Origin of the sequence: Vibrio sp. 397 (assembly GCF_033339395.1) — a bacterium.
Taxonomy (GTDB): Bacteria; Pseudomonadota; Gammaproteobacteria; order Enterobacterales; family Vibrionaceae; genus Vibrio; species Vibrio alginolyticus.
Genome location: NZ_JAWOUN010000008.1, coordinates 182,990 through 198,906, shown reverse-complemented (window position 1 = coordinate 198,906; position 15,917 = coordinate 182,990). Strand labels below are relative to the sequence as shown.

Annotated in this window: 13 protein-coding genes; 7 read left to right on the top strand and 6 right to left on the bottom strand. The window is 43.7% G+C overall.

Annotation, left to right across the window (positions count from 1 at the left end):
• The first annotated feature begins 228 nt into the window (after positions 1–228).
• Complete coding sequence (gene queD, locus R7P36_RS14890) at positions 229–591, top strand: 6-carboxytetrahydropterin synthase QueD (RefSeq protein WP_005376896.1); 363 nt, start codon at positions 229–231, stop codon at positions 589–591.
• 89 nt (positions 592–680) lie between these two features.
• Here queD and R7P36_RS14885 read toward each other — a convergent pair whose 3' ends face one another.
• The 5 genes from R7P36_RS14885 to R7P36_RS14865 all read right to left on the bottom strand — a co-directional run bounded on the left by R7P36_RS14885 (position 681) and on the right by R7P36_RS14865 (position 6,828).
• Positions 681–1,148 (bottom strand): GNAT family N-acetyltransferase, encoded by a 468-nt coding sequence (locus R7P36_RS14885; RefSeq protein ID WP_017636099.1) that lies wholly within the window; start codon positions 1,146–1,148, stop codon positions 681–683.
• Between the two features lie 94 nt (positions 1,149–1,242).
• Complete coding sequence (locus tag R7P36_RS14880) at positions 1,243–2,958, bottom strand: EAL domain-containing protein (protein WP_042522777.1); 1,716 nt, start codon at positions 2,956–2,958, stop codon at positions 1,243–1,245.
• A gap of 212 nt (positions 2,959–3,170) precedes the next feature.
• The gene (locus R7P36_RS14875) at positions 3,171–4,532 is read right to left on the bottom strand and encodes an L-serine ammonia-lyase (RefSeq protein ID WP_005376899.1); all 1,362 of its coding nucleotides are present in this window, start codon (positions 4,530–4,532) and stop codon (positions 3,171–3,173) included.
• 97 nt (positions 4,533–4,629) lie between these two features.
• Positions 4,630–5,883, bottom strand: coding sequence for an aromatic amino acid transport family protein (locus tag R7P36_RS14870; RefSeq protein WP_005388284.1), 1,254 nt, complete (start codon positions 5,881–5,883; stop codon positions 4,630–4,632).
• A gap of 345 nt (positions 5,884–6,228) precedes the next feature.
• Positions 6,229–6,828 (bottom strand): CoA pyrophosphatase, encoded by a 600-nt coding sequence (locus R7P36_RS14865; RefSeq protein ID WP_005376901.1) that lies wholly within the window; start codon positions 6,826–6,828, stop codon positions 6,229–6,231.
• Positions 6,829–7,059: 231 nt separating this feature from the next.
• Here R7P36_RS14865 and R7P36_RS14860 point away from each other — a divergent pair, with 231 nt between their 5' ends.
• Both R7P36_RS14860 and R7P36_RS14855 read left to right on the top strand, forming a co-directional pair.
• Positions 7,060–7,599, top strand: coding sequence for a heme NO-binding domain-containing protein (locus tag R7P36_RS14860; RefSeq protein ID WP_005388282.1), 540 nt, complete (start codon positions 7,060–7,062; stop codon positions 7,597–7,599).
• Positions 7,600–7,606: 7 nt separating this feature from the next.
• Positions 7,607–9,307, top strand: a complete 1,701-nt coding sequence (locus tag R7P36_RS14855; protein ID WP_017820446.1) for an ATP-binding protein — start codon at positions 7,607–7,609, stop codon at positions 9,305–9,307.
• A 365-nt stretch (positions 9,308–9,672) separates the two neighbouring features.
• Here R7P36_RS14855 and pabB read toward each other — a convergent pair whose 3' ends face one another.
• Positions 9,673–11,037, bottom strand: a complete 1,365-nt coding sequence (gene pabB / locus R7P36_RS14850; protein WP_017820445.1) for an aminodeoxychorismate synthase component I — start codon at positions 11,035–11,037, stop codon at positions 9,673–9,675.
• 270 nt (positions 11,038–11,307) lie between these two features.
• On the opposite strand from pabB, the gene R7P36_RS14845 reads away from it, so the two are divergent.
• The 4 genes from R7P36_RS14845 to R7P36_RS14830 all read left to right on the top strand — a co-directional run bounded on the left by R7P36_RS14845 (position 11,308) and on the right by R7P36_RS14830 (position 15,855).
• Positions 11,308–12,825 carry a fumarate hydratase gene (locus R7P36_RS14845; RefSeq protein ID WP_005376905.1) on the top strand — a complete coding sequence of 506 codons (1,518 nt, stop codon included), beginning with the start codon at positions 11,308–11,310 and terminating at the stop codon, positions 12,823–12,825.
• 174 nt (positions 12,826–12,999) lie between these two features.
• The gene (locus R7P36_RS14840; protein WP_005376906.1) at positions 13,000–13,185 is read left to right on the top strand and encodes a hypothetical protein; all 186 of its coding nucleotides are present in this window, start codon (positions 13,000–13,002) and stop codon (positions 13,183–13,185) included.
• A gap of 256 nt (positions 13,186–13,441) precedes the next feature.
• On the top strand, positions 13,442–14,818 hold the full coding sequence (locus tag R7P36_RS14835; RefSeq protein ID WP_064368575.1) for a YcjX family protein: 1,377 nt from the start codon (positions 13,442–13,444) through the stop codon (positions 14,816–14,818).
• Complete coding sequence (locus R7P36_RS14830; RefSeq protein WP_005388274.1) at positions 14,815–15,855, top strand: YcjF family protein; 1,041 nt, start codon at positions 14,815–14,817, stop codon at positions 15,853–15,855. Before R7P36_RS14835 ends, R7P36_RS14830 begins: the two co-directional genes overlap by 4 nt.
• Positions 15,856–15,917: the final 62 nt, after the last annotated feature.

Sequence of the window (15,917 nt, the reverse complement as noted above, 5' to 3'; positions counted from 1 at the left end):
ACGAAATGAATGATTGTGACCCCACACATGTTGGGGATATGTAATTGTGATGTGAGTGCTGTGTAATCAAATGTTTGGCGCGTGACAGAAATACGGCGCTTTGGTGTGAGTGATAGCAAAGAGGCCGGGAACTAGCGGAAGTTTTTGCTACGCTTGTATGGGGTAACGCTTGTCTCTTGGCAGCGAATTCCTTAGTATTGCCTGTCTTTTTAAAGCCTGAGAATCAAGATGAAAACAGAATTATACAAAGAGTTTATGTTCGAAGCAGCACACCATTTGCCACACGTACCAGAAGGTCACAAGTGTGGTCGTTTGCACGGACACTCTTTCCTTGTTCGTCTTTATGTAGAAGGTGAAGTTGATCCACATACAGGTTGGGTAGTGGATTTTGCAGAGATCAAAGCTGCATTTAAACCAATTTACAATCGCTTAGACCATTACTACCTAAACGACATTGAAGGGTTAGAGAACCCGACTAGCGAAGTGTTAGCAAAATGGATTTGGCAGCAGCTTAAGCCAAGCTTACCACTGCTAAGTAAAGTAGAAATCAAAGAAACGTGCACAGCGGGTTGTATTTACAAAGGCGAATAAGTCACTTTCTATTGAGCATTAAACAAAGGCAAGCGAGAAGCTTGCCTTTGTTGTATCTGAATGGCCCAATTTTGATTATGCTTCACCAGTTAGCTTAATGGGTGTCGTAGAATCCATTCTTTTTCATTATCACCCAATGTTGTTTCCTCTGTATTAATGAATCCGCACGCATCAAAAAAACTGATAGCGTATTGCTGACTTTGTGGAACAGTGGCGCAAAGAGAGGTGCTTTTAGGGTTAATGGTATACGCATAAAGGAACAGTTTACGCAATGCCTCACTCCCAACCCCTTGACGTTGGAAACGTTGATCAATCATCAAGTACTTAAGCTCCAGTTCGTATCGTTTAGCAAACGGCGCATGTTGGGAGAAACCTTTATCGATAACAAGATAGCCTACTAATAGATCATCAGAATAAATCGTAAAGAACGCCTCTGACTTACTACGTTTTTGATAAGCCATTTCAAACGGTGTAAAAAATCCTTTTTGCTCTTCTTGCACATCCAATTGCATCAAACTTGAAAAATCTTTCAGTTTGGTGGGTTTAATCGCAATCATCGCTCAATCACAAATTGGCGGCATACCTTTATGCGACCACGAGTTTTTATAGAGTATTAGATCTATTTTAAGTAACTAACCGAGTGAAGAAAAGCTAGCAATGAAGAGGGTAATAATAACCTTGGTGAATATAGGCGCCCAATGTTGTGAGTAAGTGAGCACTGTCTGCCGTTTCTACGCCTTCAACAATGACCGTGCAGCGATACGTATTGCCCATAGCAATTAACTGACGCAAGGTTTCTATCTTTTTATCATCAGATTTTAGGCCAATAACAAATTCTCGGTCGATTTTGAGGTAGTCCGGATTCAGCTTGCTGATAAGCGCCACATTATTATTGCCGGTGCCAAAGTCATCAATACTGATTTTACAATCCAGAGCTTTTAGTTTCGCGACATTGTCATAAATCTCAGAGGTATAGTACATCGATGCATTTTCTGTGATTTCGATTGTCAGCAAACGGCAATCCCGATTAGATAGCTCTCTATATAGGATTGAAAAGTTACGCCCTCGCAGCAAAGAAGGACAAACGTTAATGCTGATAGGGATGGGCAACGCTTTTTGTTTGGTGTAGATGGAATCAATCACCAGTAAGGTATGAGTTAGCAGCAATCCATTGCGGATCAGTGTTTCAATAAACCGTTGCGTATTTTTTACCTTAAACCGGGAGAGAGCTTCGTAGTGCACAATCTTTTGTGCCGAAGTGTTATAAATCGGCTCCAGTTTTATTTTGAACTGTCGAATTGCGCACAAGTAAGCCATAAAGGCTTGTAGGGAGCGGTGACGCAGTATAATGAGAAAAAGTAAGCTCAGTAGAATGATACTTTGAAACGGCCCAGAGATGTAATACACCTCTTTATAGCCACTATTCTTTACGTGATAATTGAAAAAGCGTTCATTGGTGTTACCAATCTCTAACGACGTTCCGGTATTCGTTGATAGCTTCATACCGGAAAGAAAAAAACGTGAAATATGATTTTCAACATTGTCGGATAAGTTAATGTTTTTAACACGAACCAAAACAGTTGCGTTATTTAAGTCAAATGATTGGGTAGTGTAATTGCTATTGTTACTCCACTCTTCAAACGCTTTTTTGCTGACAGGGACAACGGTTTCTGGAGTGACTAAGCATCGAATATTGAAACGATCTAGCATCATGCTCGACTCCACCAACTTCACATTATCAAATAGTGACTTCAGTTCGCTTTCATTAGCAAAGCAACTCCTGCGGGAAAGGTTCTCTGCAATTTCGAAGGCGTTATCCAGATAATTATGTTTAACGATGCTGTTTATCGCGTAGTAACAGATAGCAAAGAAAATGATCGCAGTGATCAACACAACCCACATTGCTTCTGAATAGATCTTTTTATTACGCAGGCAAATACGAAGCGCTTTGCGAAGACTATTGGTTGTGTATTGATTGATCTTCTGTTGATGTTCGATGCCATTCTGATGGTTGTTTTGCATAGTAAAAGGGATGAAGTATCCGGTCCGGTGAATGTTTTCGATAATGTTTTTGTTAGTGGTTAAATGTTCTTCCGTGAGCTTGCGAAATTTCTTTCTTAGAGCGGCCACCGCGTTTTTAAAGCCATTTTCAGGCAGTGTCATTTTGTATTGTTGAGTGATTTTGCTTTCTATTAACCGCTGACTAATCGGCGTATTTAAACTGCCGTATGTGGCGATAGTTGACAGAATGGCGTACTCATTTGGGTTGACAGGAATGGAGTGGTGGAGTGACTGATTGAGCTCTAGAGATATTTCGTTTTCGGACAAGCAAACGCAGATTTGGTTTCCAATTTCAAACCTAATCATGTGTTGATGTGCTCCAAGTTTAATTTTTGGCTACGTTATCAATAAAGCTAGGGAAGAGATGTGATTTTTTACTGAGATATCTATAATATTTGGATATATTCAACGTTTTAGGTTTTTTTTTACTTGTCCTGATAACGCATTTTCCTGGGTTTTTTAGGTATAAAAAAACCCGAGCACAGACTCGGGTTTTGATTGGTATTCAGAAAGGCGTGTTAGCAAATCACTTTGATTGCTAGACCACCTTGAGATGTTTCGCGGTATTTCGCGTTCATGTCTTTACCTGTTTCTAGCATGGTTTCGATAACCTTATCTAGAGAAACAGTTGGAGCTGAAGAGCGACGTAGTGCCATGCGAGTAGAGTTGATTGCTTTTACTGCCGCAATACCGTTACGCTCAATACATGGAACCTGAACCTGACCTGCAACTGGGTCACACGTTAGACCTAAGTTGTGCTCCATCGCGATTTCTGCTGCCATACATACTTGCTCTGGGCTACCACCCATAAGCTCAGCAAGGCCTGCTGCTGCCATAGAACATGCCACGCCAACTTCACCCTGACAGCCAACCTCTGCACCAGAGATAGACGCGTTACGCTTGTAAAGACCTCCGATTGCGCCAGAAGCTGCAAAGTAACGGATGTAATCTTTTTCAGTCACAGTTTGGATGAACTTATCGTAGTAAGCCAGTACCGCAGGAATGATGCCACACGCACCGTTAGTTGGTGCTGTAACAACGCGGCCACCTGCTGCGTTCTCTTCGTTTACTGCGAAAGCGAACATGTTTACCCAATCAACAACAGACATTGGATCATTTGTTGTCTTTTCTGAAGTAAGTAGCTGCTGGCGAAGTGCTGCTGCACGGCGAGGCACACGCAGTGGACCAGGCAAAATACCTTCTTCATTCATACCGCGATCCATACACTCGCGCATTGTGCGCCAGATGTTCGCGAAATAAGTACGAGTTTCTTCATCTGAATGAAGCGCATGCTCATTCTTCATGGTTAGTGCGCTGATGGACAATCCACTTTCGTGGCATTGGTTAACCAGTTCCTCTGCCGTTGTAAACGGGTAAGGTACTTTTACTGGGTTTTCAGCTTCTTTACCGAAATTTTCTTCATCAACGATGAAACCACCGCCGATAGAGTAGTAAGTTTTTGAGTACGCTTTTTCGTCATCAATCCAAGCGTGGATCTGCATGCCGTTTTCGTGTAGCTCTAGGTTTGTTTTGTGGAAGTTCATTCCACCTTCACGTGGGAACGATACTGTGTGACAGTGCATGCCAACGGGAAGGCGTTCAGTTTCTTCTACACGAGCGATAAAGCCCGGGATAGAATCGATATCAACTTTCTCAGGAGTGTTGCCTGCAAGACCCATGATGATAGCAATATCTGTGTGGTGACCTTTCCCTGTCAGTGATAGTGATCCATAAACGTCAACGGTGATTTTAGTGATGTCGCGCAGTTTTCCCATTGCACGAAGATCATCAATAAACTCTTTACCCGCTTTCATTGGGCCTACAGTGTGTGAGCTTGAAGGTCCAACACCGATTTTATAGATATCAAAAACACTAATCATATCGATTACCTCAGAAGAAAGCCTCCCAAGGGGAGTTGGGAGGCTTAATTTTATCGTTATATTTTTGGATTAATCATACTGCACTGGGCAGAGATGATTAAAGAGCGCCGTAGATTACAGAACTAATTGCAGCAAGACCACAGATTGCTGTGAAAATTTGCACAGGTGCTGAAGTTTTGTACTTAGCCATCGCAGGAACTTTTTGCATTGCGAAGATTGGCATCAAGAATAGGATTGCCGCAATCATCGGTGCACCCATTGTTTCAATCATACCTAGGATGCTTGGGTTAACGATAGCAACGATCCAAGTTGTGATTACAATGAAGATTAGAGACATCTTCTCGATCTTACTTACTGGTGATTTTGAACGAGATTTCACTAGACCAACTAGACCTTCGTGCGCACCCAAGAAGTGGCCAAAGTAGCTAGAGGTGATCGCTGCGAAAGCAACCAATGGACCCATGTAAGAGATCAGTGGAGATTCATGCACGTTTGCTAGGTAAGAGAGAACAGAGATGTTTTGCTCTTGCGCCGTTGCTAGTTGCTCTGGAGACAGAGAAAGTACAACAGAGAAAACGAAGAACATAACAAAGCCCATCAGCATCATTGCTGCGCCACCGGTGATAGCGTCAGTTTTCTTAACTGCGTCATCACCGTATACACGACGTTGCTCTTTAGAGAACTGAGAAATGATTGGGCTGTGATTGAAAGAGAACACAATAACAGGGATTGCTAGCCAAACGATAGCTGGCATTGCACCCCAGTCAGGCGACACTTCCATCATTGAAGTGTTCCAACCAGGAATCAGGTATACAGACAGTGCTAGTAGGATGAACACGAGAGGGTAAACCATTGCTGAAGTTGCTTTCAGCATAAGCTCTTTACCGAATACTACGCCTGCTGTCATTGCAGCAATAAGTGCACCAGAAAGTAGCCAGCGAGGAATAGATTCCATGCCCATTTGGTTAACTAGGAAAGAGTCAACTGTGTTTGTGATACCAACACCGTAGATAAGTACGATTGGGTAGATAGCGAAGAAGTAAGCGAATGTAATAAGGTTTGCGCCAGTCTTACCAAAGTGCTCTTCTACTGTGTCGGTGATGTCCGCTTCAGGGTTTTTCGCAGAAAGAACGAAACGAGCTAAAGATTTGTGTGCGAACCAAGTCATTGGTGCTGCGATTAGGGCTAGGATTACTAATGGCCAGAAGCCACCTGCACCTGCTTTAATAGGAAGGAACAGTACACCTGCACCTACTGCCGTACCAAAAAGGGACAGACACCAGGTAAAGTCTTTGTAAGAAAACTTACTAGACGATTGTGCGGTAGAAACCGCAGAAGTAGTTGTATTCATTTTTTAGTTACTCATTTTGGGAACAGGAAATAAGTCGGGAGTAATTTTGCAAGATTTTACACTAGGAAAATTAGATCTAAATCATTTATTGCTTACGCTTATTGAATGATATGTCAAAAACCTGCTTTTTATCACGAAAATGATGTGCTACTCGTGATTTCTGCTAATGAGTAAAATTAGAAAAACTTATCAATAGGGCTGTTTGTATAAATTTATTTCACCGCAAGCGTTTGCGGTGAAAATGGAAAATTAATCTAATGTGAATGAATGTTTATGAAGCAACGTTTTATTAATATTGATGCGCATAATGATCGCGCCTATAAAAGCACCGATATCAACAACTGTTTAATGTGAAATAATATGTTTTTGCATTGATTCGATAATTTGTGCCGTCATGCCCCAGATGAAATGCTGTCTATATGGGATAGCAAATACACGATGACTGCTTCTTTTTAGGTCAAATTTGGTGCTATACAATTTTTTGGGGTTCAGAATATGGTTGGCAGGAACCTCAAAAACTGACTCTACTTCATTTGGGTCAATATGCGTTTTATATTCCGGAGAAACAAAAGCCAAAAAAGGCGTCACATTAAACTGACTAATCGTTGGTAGTGTAGGCAGTTGACCAAACACATGAATATGCTCATCTTCTATCCCAACTTCTTCTTTGGTTTCCCTTAAAGCGGTATTCACGAGCTGAATATCTTCCTGCTCATATTTGCCACCGGGAAAGCTGATTTGTCCCGGATGATGGCGTAAGTGGGCTGCGCGCTTAGTCAGAATGACTTGTAACCCGTCATCGCGTTCCACAAAACCGATTAAGACTGCCGCATCTCTCAGGGACTTTTCTTTCATCCATTTCAGTCGTGCAAGGGACTCTTTGTGGTAGCCCGTTGGAAGCCGAAATTGAAAGTTCTGTAGTAAATGAGTTTTGTCGATAACCAAACTGAGTCCTTATTTATCGTGCCTAACCATTATTTATTATACTCAAAGACGGCAAAGCGTATGGCGTTATCGTTACTGGTTACCAAATAAAACATTCGCATTAAAACACTCGCCAGCACTTTCCCTCTTTGTGTTGTGTGTCTCATTCTGCTTGAACATATTAATTTGAAACTTATAAGGTTATACACCATTCTTTATTTTAGGACGTCACTATAGGGCAAGTATTGGCCAATGAAAGGGATTATTTTCACCGAGTTCATGGAGTTAGTGGAAGAGAAATTCGGTCTTGATGTGTTAGACCAAGTTCTCGACCTTTCTAACGATGAAGGTGTTTACACTGCTGTTGGTAGTTACGATCACAAAGACTTGGTTAAGTTGATCGTGAATCTCAGTAAAGTATCTGGTGTTCCCCCCGAGCAACTGCAAGAAGTGTTTGGAGAGTGCGTCTTTTTGAATTTACTTCGCTCCATTCCTAGTCACGCCAGTTTGCAACAGTGTGAAACGACGTTTCAATTTGTTCGCCATGTTGAAGACTTTATTCATGTCGAAGTTAAGAAGCTCTATCCTGATGCTAACCCTCCGCAATTTGATTTCATTAGTGAAAACCAATCCCAATTGGTATTTGACTACCACAGCGCAAGATGTATGTCTCACGTATGCTTAGGATTGATAAAAGGTTGTGCTGCGCATTTTGGTGAGGTAGTTCATATCAAACATCAAAACCAGTCAGAGGATGGCAGCAAAGTACGTTTTTGGTTAGAGGCTCAATAAGAACGATATGACGGGAAGTTCCTCATTAGAAAGGAAACTCAAACGAGAAGTTGCATCAAGAAAAGCAGCTGAGCAGCTGTTGGAACAGAAAAGCTTAGAGTTATATGAATCCAACCAGCAACTCAGTGTTGCATTGAAAAAGCTGGAGCTGAAATCTAAAAAGGATCTTCGTAAGTTTGAGTTTGAAGAGCAAATTGATGCGACGTTGATTAAGTTCGGTCGTACTTTTTTATCGAGCACGTTCGATGAAGCAATGATAGCGAGCTTTATTGAGCAGCTCACTTCTAACTCGATCATTTCTGCGGCTTACTTGTTTCTTGACGCTACAAAGCTGAGCTCATTGCGTCGTCATCACTTTGGTCACATACAGCTTCGTCATAACAACGAGATTTTCACCACTCCTAATTGGCAGGGAGAGAATTTGCATTTGCCAGTTATCATTGATGGGGAAACGGTTGGGGAGTTGATTTTCTCTGTGTTGCAAGATCAAATCGATCAGTCTTTTATTTCCAAACAGATGGAGCTCGTGTCTGACTTAGTTCATGGTGTTATTGGTCGACACTTAAGTTTAGAGCGAGAGGTCGAGCTGAGAAAGCGGGCTGAGGAATCAGAGAAAGCGACGAAGGAGTTTGTCGCCATGATTAACCATGAGCTGCGAACTCCTCTCAATGGCGTATTGGGTAGTGCGGAGTTATTGAGTCGAACCCAATTAGAAGAAGAGCAGCGTCAATACTTGAGCAATTTGACTCAATCAGGGGACTTATTGAGAGTTATCATTAATGATCTTCTTGATTTCAGTAAGATGAATGCCGGTATGATGGAAATCATACATAAAGTTTTTGCCTGGGAGGAGCTTGAAAAAGCCATCATGGGTGTATTTGCAGCTAAGGCTGCGGAAAAACGCATCCATTTCTCTATCGACAAAAAGCTGGGGATCCCTGAATTTTTAGTCGGTGACTTAGAGCGCATTACACAAATTTTGGTTAACTTGGTGGGAAACGCGATTAAGTTTACTCACTTGGGTGGTGTCGTGTTACGTGTGGAATGGCTTAACGGCACGGCTTATTTTGAGGTTGAAGACACTGGTATTGGCATCCCAATAAAAGCACAGCCGTCACTCTTTGACCCATTTGTCCAAGTTGATCGCTCGGCGAAACGCAGCTTTGAAGGCTCAGGTTTAGGTCTCGCGATTTGTAAAAACCTCGTGGATTTGATGCAAGGTCAAATTAGCTTTGAGAGTGAAGAGCGCAAAGGGACAACTTTTAAAGTTGCTATTCCTCTTGAGGAAGGGCAAGCACAAGGCACAGCAGAGGGGGAATTGGTCACTATAGAGCGAAGCGATTTAGCAGGACGCTCAATATTAGTGGTTGATGACATCAGAATGAATCAAGTCATTGTTACTCAAATGCTGAAAAAACTCGACATTACACCTGATTTAAAAGCCAACGGAAAAGAAGCATTAGAAGCGGTGAAAAGTAAAGACTACGAACTGATATTCATGGACTGCCGAATGCCAGAAATGGATGGTTATGAGGCGACGATGTATCTGAGAGAGCGTGGCTTTACTCATCCTATTATTGCATTAACCGCTGGCACTACCATCGAAGAGCGTCAAAAGTGCATTGATTCAGGCATGGACGACATACTCACTAAGCCGTACACCGCAACCGATATCGAACAGATTATGTGTAAGTGGCTTGAGCAGTAGACGCTGCCTCTTAAAAAGTATGTTTGTTGGCCAACGGCTAAAAGCTAAAGTACATGCAAATAAAACACACAAAAAAACGCACCAAACTGGATAATGCCGATCGTTTAACGATGTTTTTTGGGTCATTCTAGCGAGCCTTGGCGAGACTAAGAATCTAGTAGCAACACGATGAGCGGGTAATGAAACAAATTTGACCACAAAGTGCTTGAATAGAAGAACCTGTATCACGCTCCTTCGTCGCTGTGCAGGGTGATGAGATACAGAAATATGCCACTCGCTGTTAAATGAGCGGCATTATCCGTTCTGGAGGCGTTTTAGATTGTTTTCGTCAATAGCATTAAAGCGGCGTTGTGTGCTGTTGAAACCTACGATTGCAGCGCTGGCAAAATCTTTGAAAGCTTATCCAACGTTTCTTGATACTCAGAGGCGCAATCGCTATCTGCCACGACGCCGCCGCCAGCCCAAGCGTAAAGTTTGTTTTTTTCCGCTACAAGAGTTCGGATAGTAATGCTGGTGTCCATACGACCATGGCGTGAAATGTAGCCAATACTGCCGCAATACGCGCTGCGTCGATGCGGCTCCAGTTCTTCAATAATCTGCATTGCGCGAACTTTAGGTGCTCCCGTAATTGAACCGCCTGGAAAACACGCTCGCAGCAAATCCGCAGGAGCGTATTGTTCATCCAAATTTGCACGAATGGTGCTCACCAAATGATGCACGGCAGGGAAGCTTTCAATATCGAACAACTTTGGCACGTGGACGCTACCCGGTGATGCAACTCGACCAATATCATTACGCAGCAAATCGACAATCATCAGGTTTTCTGCCTGATCTTTTTCCGCTGTCTGCAAGTCATGGGCATTAGCGTTATCTTTCGTTGGATCTTCGCTGCGTGGGCGAGTACCTTTGATTGGTTTTGTTTCAATGACGCGATCTTTGAGCTCTAAAAAGCGCTCTGGAGAGATACTCAAAATCGAAGACTCAGGCATACGGATAAACGCTGAGAATGGCGCTTGGTTGGCGGACTCCAATTTCAGATACGCTTGCCACTCGCTGCCTTGATACGGTGCGTTAAAGCGCTGCGCCAAATTGATCTGATAACAGTCACCGCTCAACAAGTATTCTTGCACCTTGTCAAAGCGAGTAGCGTAGCTCTCTTTCGTCATGTTTGACTGCCAAGCACCAGACAAAGCGAAGTCAACGGTTTGTTCTGCTTTTTGCTCGTTTAACCACTGCCAAGCTTGCTCGATATTCTGACCAACTAGGCATGCTTTTTTAAGCTTGTGGTCAACAACAACGGCCCATTCATACAGACCTACCGCCATATCCGGCGTGTTGAGATCTTTTTCTGCCACTTCTGGCATCGTTTCTACGCGGCGACCTAAATCGTAACTGAAGTAACCGAGCGCACCACCAACAAAAGGCAAATCCAATTCTTTATTTAACTCTACGTGAGGAAGCCACTGTTCTTGCAATTGATGAAGCAGCGTGAATGGGTCATCTTGAGTTGAATAGGCATTCGATGGCGTTTCAACTTGTGTGTTGTCGGCAGTGGTTTCTAACGTTGCAATCGGGTTGGCGACCAACACATCGAAGCGGCTATCGATATGCGTTTTTGATGCAGAACGCAGCAACATCGCCCAAGGTAGGTGTTGAATGCGAGAAAAAAGGTGAAGAGCAAACTCTGGTGCGTATTCCAACGCTTTAAAATCAATGAATTGATTGTCCATGTTGTTCATTTGTGTAATTTGTGACAAAGAGATCGTTCACTGCATGGCATGTCATGGGCAGCAAGAGTATCATATTCCTCTGTGTAGCCAAACTCCCTCTATTCATAGGGTTTTGAGATGGTTTACAAGTAGGCAACTTCAGCATTTCGTGTGTCGATATCAGCCGTTCGACAATTGTTTATAAAAAACGAAGCTCAAAAGAGCAATAAGCTTAACAAACACGATTGAAGCCAAGCCAATAATGGAAGCATAACTATAACGAGGCATGTAATGACGGTAATACGCAAGCAGGATGTGATCAGCAGTGTCGCTGATGCGCTACAGTATATTTCTTACTACCACCCGCTAGACTTTGTTCAAGCTCTTGAAAAAGCCTATCACCGCGAAGAGAGTCAAGCCGCGAAAGACGCGATTGCTCAGATCCTAATTAACTCCCGAATGTCCGCAGAAGGTCACCGTCCAATTTGTCAGGATACTGGTATTGTGACGTGTTTCGTCAACATCGGTATGGGCGTGCAATGGGATTCGACCGACATGACGGTTCAGCAGATGGTAGATGAAGGTGTTCGACAAGCGTACACGAACCCTGATAACCCGTTGCGTGCGTCAGTACTTATGGACCCTGCTGGTAAACGTATTAATACCAAAGACAACACGCCTGCCGTCGTACATATCAACATGGTTCCGGGCGATAAAGTTGAAATTCAGATCGCTGCGAAGGGCGGCGGTAGCGAAAACAAAACTAAGATGGTGATGCTAAACCCATCTGACGATATTGCTGAGTGGGTAGAAAAAACGCTACCAACAATGGGGGCGGGCTGGTGTCCTCCTGGCATGCTTGGCATTGGTATCGGCGGTACGGCTGAAAAAGCAGCGGTATTGGCAAAAGAATCTCTAATGGAACACATCGATATTCAAGAGCTTATTGACCGTGGCCCACAAAACGCAGAAGAAGAGCTTCGTTTGGATATCTTCAATCGCGTGAACAAACTTGGTATCGGCGCGCAAGGCCTTGGCGGTTTGACGACTGTTGTCGACGTTAAAATCAAAACTGCGCCAACGCACGCGGCTTCTAAGCCTGTTTGTTTGATACCGAACTGTGCGGCGACTCGTCACGTGCACTTCACGCTTGATGGTAGCGGCCCAGCAGAGCTAACACCACCTAAACTAGAAGATTGGCCAGACATCACTTGGGAAGCGGGCGAAAATACGCGTCGCGTAAACTTAGACACAATTACTAAAGAAGAAGTACAAGAGTGGAAGACAGGCGAAACGGTTCTTCTATCAGGTAAAATTCTGACTGGTCGTGATGCTGCGCATAAACGTATTCAAGGCATGCTAGATAATGGCGAAGGTCTACCTGAAGGCGTAGATCTAAACGGTAAGTTTATTTACTACGTAGGCCCTGTCGATGCAGTTGGTGATGAAGTCGTTGGTCCTGCTGGCCCAACAACATCAACGCGTATGGATAAATTCACCGATATGATGCTAGAAAAAACAGGCATCATGGGCATGATCGGTAAAGCTGAGCGTGGCCCTGCAACGGTTGAATCTATCAAGAATCACAAAGCGGTTTACCTAATGGCTGTCGGTGGCGCTGCGTACTTGGTGGCGAAAGCGATCAAGAAAGCTCGCGTTGTCGCATTTGAAGATTTAGGTATGGAAGCGATTTACGAATTTGAAGTTGAAGATATGCCAGTAACAGTGGCTGTCGACTCAAATGGTGTTAACGCGCACCAAATCGGTCCAGACACTTGGAAAGTGAAAATTCAAGAGATGGAAGCATAAGGCAAAGGGCAATCTTGCTGCGTCTCAGTAGAGAGAATGTGACAAGGTGCTGATTTACCTAGCAAACAATTGACAAAAGTGCAGCGAAACCTGCACTTTTTGTCTATATAATTAAGGATATAAACCTTTAGGCATAGCAATCAAACGTTATGCGAACAATAATTAGGAGACGGCATGCCTCGTTTTATTCAGATTCTACAAATTATTCTTGCTGTAGTGATAGGTGGCTTTGTTGGCTATGACTTGATTCTTCACGGTATCAGCATCTTTGATGAAAAGTACGTAACCATCACATGTGTGTTGTGGTTGATTTTGGAAATCGCTCTATTTGTTATCTATAAGTTGATCGAAGACGACTAGGCTTAAAGAAAGCGGGTTCCTGTTTAACATAGTAATCAGCGCATATAGAGTTACTAATGCTGTAGATTAAGTAAGCCTCTGAACCACTCAGGGGCTTTTCTTTTTTTAATACAGCATCAAGCCGGATGTTTTGTTCATCTTTTATTAAGGTATATAAAGTTAAACTCATAGAATTCGGGATAGAACAGTATTCATAGATCGAAATTCGAAGTCGCTGACAACGTTGTTTTAAAGTGGAGTAAGATAAAGAAGCGTAATGAAGAGAATAAAGAAAGAAGTTAATGACTTTATCAACAGAGGTATGGACTCTAATGTTCGAATTGCTGTCACCGGACTTTCTCGTGCCGGTAAGACGGCATTCATCACGTCATTAGTGAATCAGCTTCTTCATACTGCAACCCATGACAATTTGCCTCTTTTGACTGCGGCTAGAGATAAGCGCCTTATTGGGGCGAAGCGTGAGCCTCAATCGAATATGATGGTGCCACGCTTTGCTTACGATGAGGCGATGAGCCAAATTCATGCCACTCCACCTCAGTGGCCAGTACCGACACGTGATGTGAGTGAGATTCGCTTAGCGCTCAAGTACAAACCAAATAAAACTACGAAAAAGCTGTTGAGTAAAACCGCAATTTTAAATGTTGATATTATCGACTATCCAGGAGAGTGGTTGCTCGACCTGCCTTTATTGGACATGGACTTTGCAACGTGGTCGCAAACTCAGTTTGATGCACTTAAAGGCCAGCGTGGCGATTTAGCCAAAGCTTGGCTTTCTGAACTGGAGAAAGTGGATCTCTTTGCAGAAGTGAATGAGAAACTACTTGAGAAAGTTGCACACACATACACCGAGTACCTTCATGCTTGTAAAGACGTTGGCCTTCATTGGGTTCAGCCTGGCCGCTTTGTATTACCTGGTGAACTAGCAGGTGCGCCGGTACTACAGTTTTTCCCGTGTCGCGTTGATTCGGAAAGCAAAGCGTCCAAGGGCAGTAACTTAGCGATGCTAGAAGCCCGTTTTCAGGAATACCAACAGAAAGTAGTGAAAGCGTTTTATAAGCATCATTTTGCGACCTTCGATCGCCAGATTGTACTGGTGGATTGTTTGCAGCCTCTCAATGCTGGTGATGAAGCGTTTTACGACATGCGCCAAGCGCTAGAACAGATCATGCATAGCTTCCGTTATGGTCGTAGTAGCTTTTTGCGTCGTTTGTTCTCACCAAAAATCGACAAAGTGTTGTTTGCTGCTACAAAAGCGGATCATATCACGCCCGATCAGCACCCAAATTTGGTGTCTCTGCTCCAACAAATGGTGCATCCAGCATGGCAAACGGCAGCCTACGAGAATATTGAGATGAGCTGCATGAGTATCGCTTCCATCCAAGCAACCACGACGGGGTTTATTTCCTCTGGAGATAAGACCATCCCGGCGTTACAAGGAACAACATTGGGTGGTGAGCCGATGACTATGTTTCCCGGAGAGGTGCCGAAAAAGCTACCAAATGCAGCTTATTGGCAAAACAACGGGTTTGATTTTACGTCGTTTCGTCCGATGCCCTCACCGAATGATGAGCCAGTGAAGCACATACGCTTAGACAAAGCACTGGATTACCTGATTGGAGATAAATTGAAATGAGTGAGTTGAAGCAAAAACAAGTTTTCTCTGAAAAGGTAATGGAAAAAGAGCAGCAATCGAATCAACCGGAGTTGACGGCGCAGCAAACATTCGGCGAAAAAGAAACATTTGTACCTGTTGAAGTTAAAGAAGCGCACCAGGAGACCGAACAGGAATTGCAACTCGAGCATGTCATTCGTCCAAAATCGGGCAGAAAATGGCTCGCGACTGGCGCATTTGCAACTTTTGCTGGTTTGGTTGGCTGGCAAGCGGTGGACTCGGTTATAACCGCAATTCAGGCTTCTGATTGGCTGGCCTTAAGCTGGACGGGGTTTATTGCTGCGATCGCTTCGCTTGGTTTAGGAGCTATGGGTAAAGAGCTTTGGAAACTGCGAAAACTACGAAATCATTTTAGTGTTCAAGAAGAAGCAGAAGCACTTGTTAATAGTGAGAGCGTTGGGAAAGGGAAAGCCTTTTGCGAAACCGTAGCAGAACAAAGTGGTGTGATGGCAGAGAATCCGGGCTTTGATCGTTGGCAGAACAGTATTAACCCTGCTCATAGTGACGCTGAAATTCTTGATATGTATGACTCGATGGTGGTGAGCCAACAAGACAAGTTGGCAACGAAAATCGTATCACAGCACGCAACCGAGTGTGCGGCCCTAGTTGCCGTGAGCCCTCTGGCTGCCGCTGATATGTTGCTGGTGGCGTGGCGAAATTTCAAAATGATCGACAACCTCTCCAAAGTATATGGGGTAGAGCTAGGTTATGCCTCTCGCATCAAGTTACTAAGAGCGGTATTTGTCAATATGGCGGCGGCTGGAGCCAGTGAGCTCGCTATTGATGCCAGTATGGATTTGATGTCGATGGATCTTGCTGGCAAAGTTTCTGCTCGTGCAGGGCAGGGACTAGGTGTTGGTATTCTAACGGCACGTTTGGGCTTGAAAGCGATGACCTTATTGCGTCCACTACCCTGGTATCCTGACCGTCAGGTTAAGTTGGGCACCATACGCAAGGCAGTGGCGGCGAAAGTTGCATCAATTACGATGAAACCGTAACGAATATCAACTTTGATGGATAGGATTGCTTGACGCCATTCCAAGCATGATAGAAACTACTG

Coding starts and splice junctions, on each gene's coding strand:
- R7P36_RS14885 (WP_017636099.1), bottom strand. CDS start 1,148: ATGATTGCGATTAAACCCACCAAACTGAAAGATTTTTCAAGTTTGATG.
- queD (WP_005376896.1), top strand. CDS start 229: ATGAAAACAGAATTATACAAAGAGTTTATGTTCGAAGCAGCACACCAT.
- R7P36_RS14855 (WP_017820446.1), top strand. CDS start 7,607: ATGACGGGAAGTTCCTCATTAGAAAGGAAACTCAAACGAGAAGTTGCA.
- R7P36_RS14845 (WP_005376905.1), top strand. CDS start 11,308: ATGACGGTAATACGCAAGCAGGATGTGATCAGCAGTGTCGCTGATGCG.
- R7P36_RS14870 (WP_005388284.1), bottom strand. CDS start 5,883: ATGAATACAACTACTTCTGCGGTTTCTACCGCACAATCGTCTAGTAAG.
- R7P36_RS14835 (WP_064368575.1), top strand. CDS start 13,442: ATGAAGAGAATAAAGAAAGAAGTTAATGACTTTATCAACAGAGGTATG.
- R7P36_RS14830 (WP_005388274.1), top strand. CDS start 14,815: ATGAGTGAGTTGAAGCAAAAACAAGTTTTCTCTGAAAAGGTAATGGAA.
- R7P36_RS14860 (WP_005388282.1), top strand. CDS start 7,060: ATGAAAGGGATTATTTTCACCGAGTTCATGGAGTTAGTGGAAGAGAAA.
- pabB (WP_017820445.1), bottom strand. CDS start 11,037: ATGGACAATCAATTCATTGATTTTAAAGCGTTGGAATACGCACCAGAG.
- R7P36_RS14840 (WP_005376906.1), top strand. CDS start 13,000: ATGCCTCGTTTTATTCAGATTCTACAAATTATTCTTGCTGTAGTGATA.
- R7P36_RS14875 (WP_005376899.1), bottom strand. CDS start 4,532: ATGATTAGTGTTTTTGATATCTATAAAATCGGTGTTGGACCTTCAAGC.
- R7P36_RS14880 (WP_042522777.1), bottom strand. CDS start 2,958: ATGATTAGGTTTGAAATTGGAAACCAAATCTGCGTTTGCTTGTCCGAA.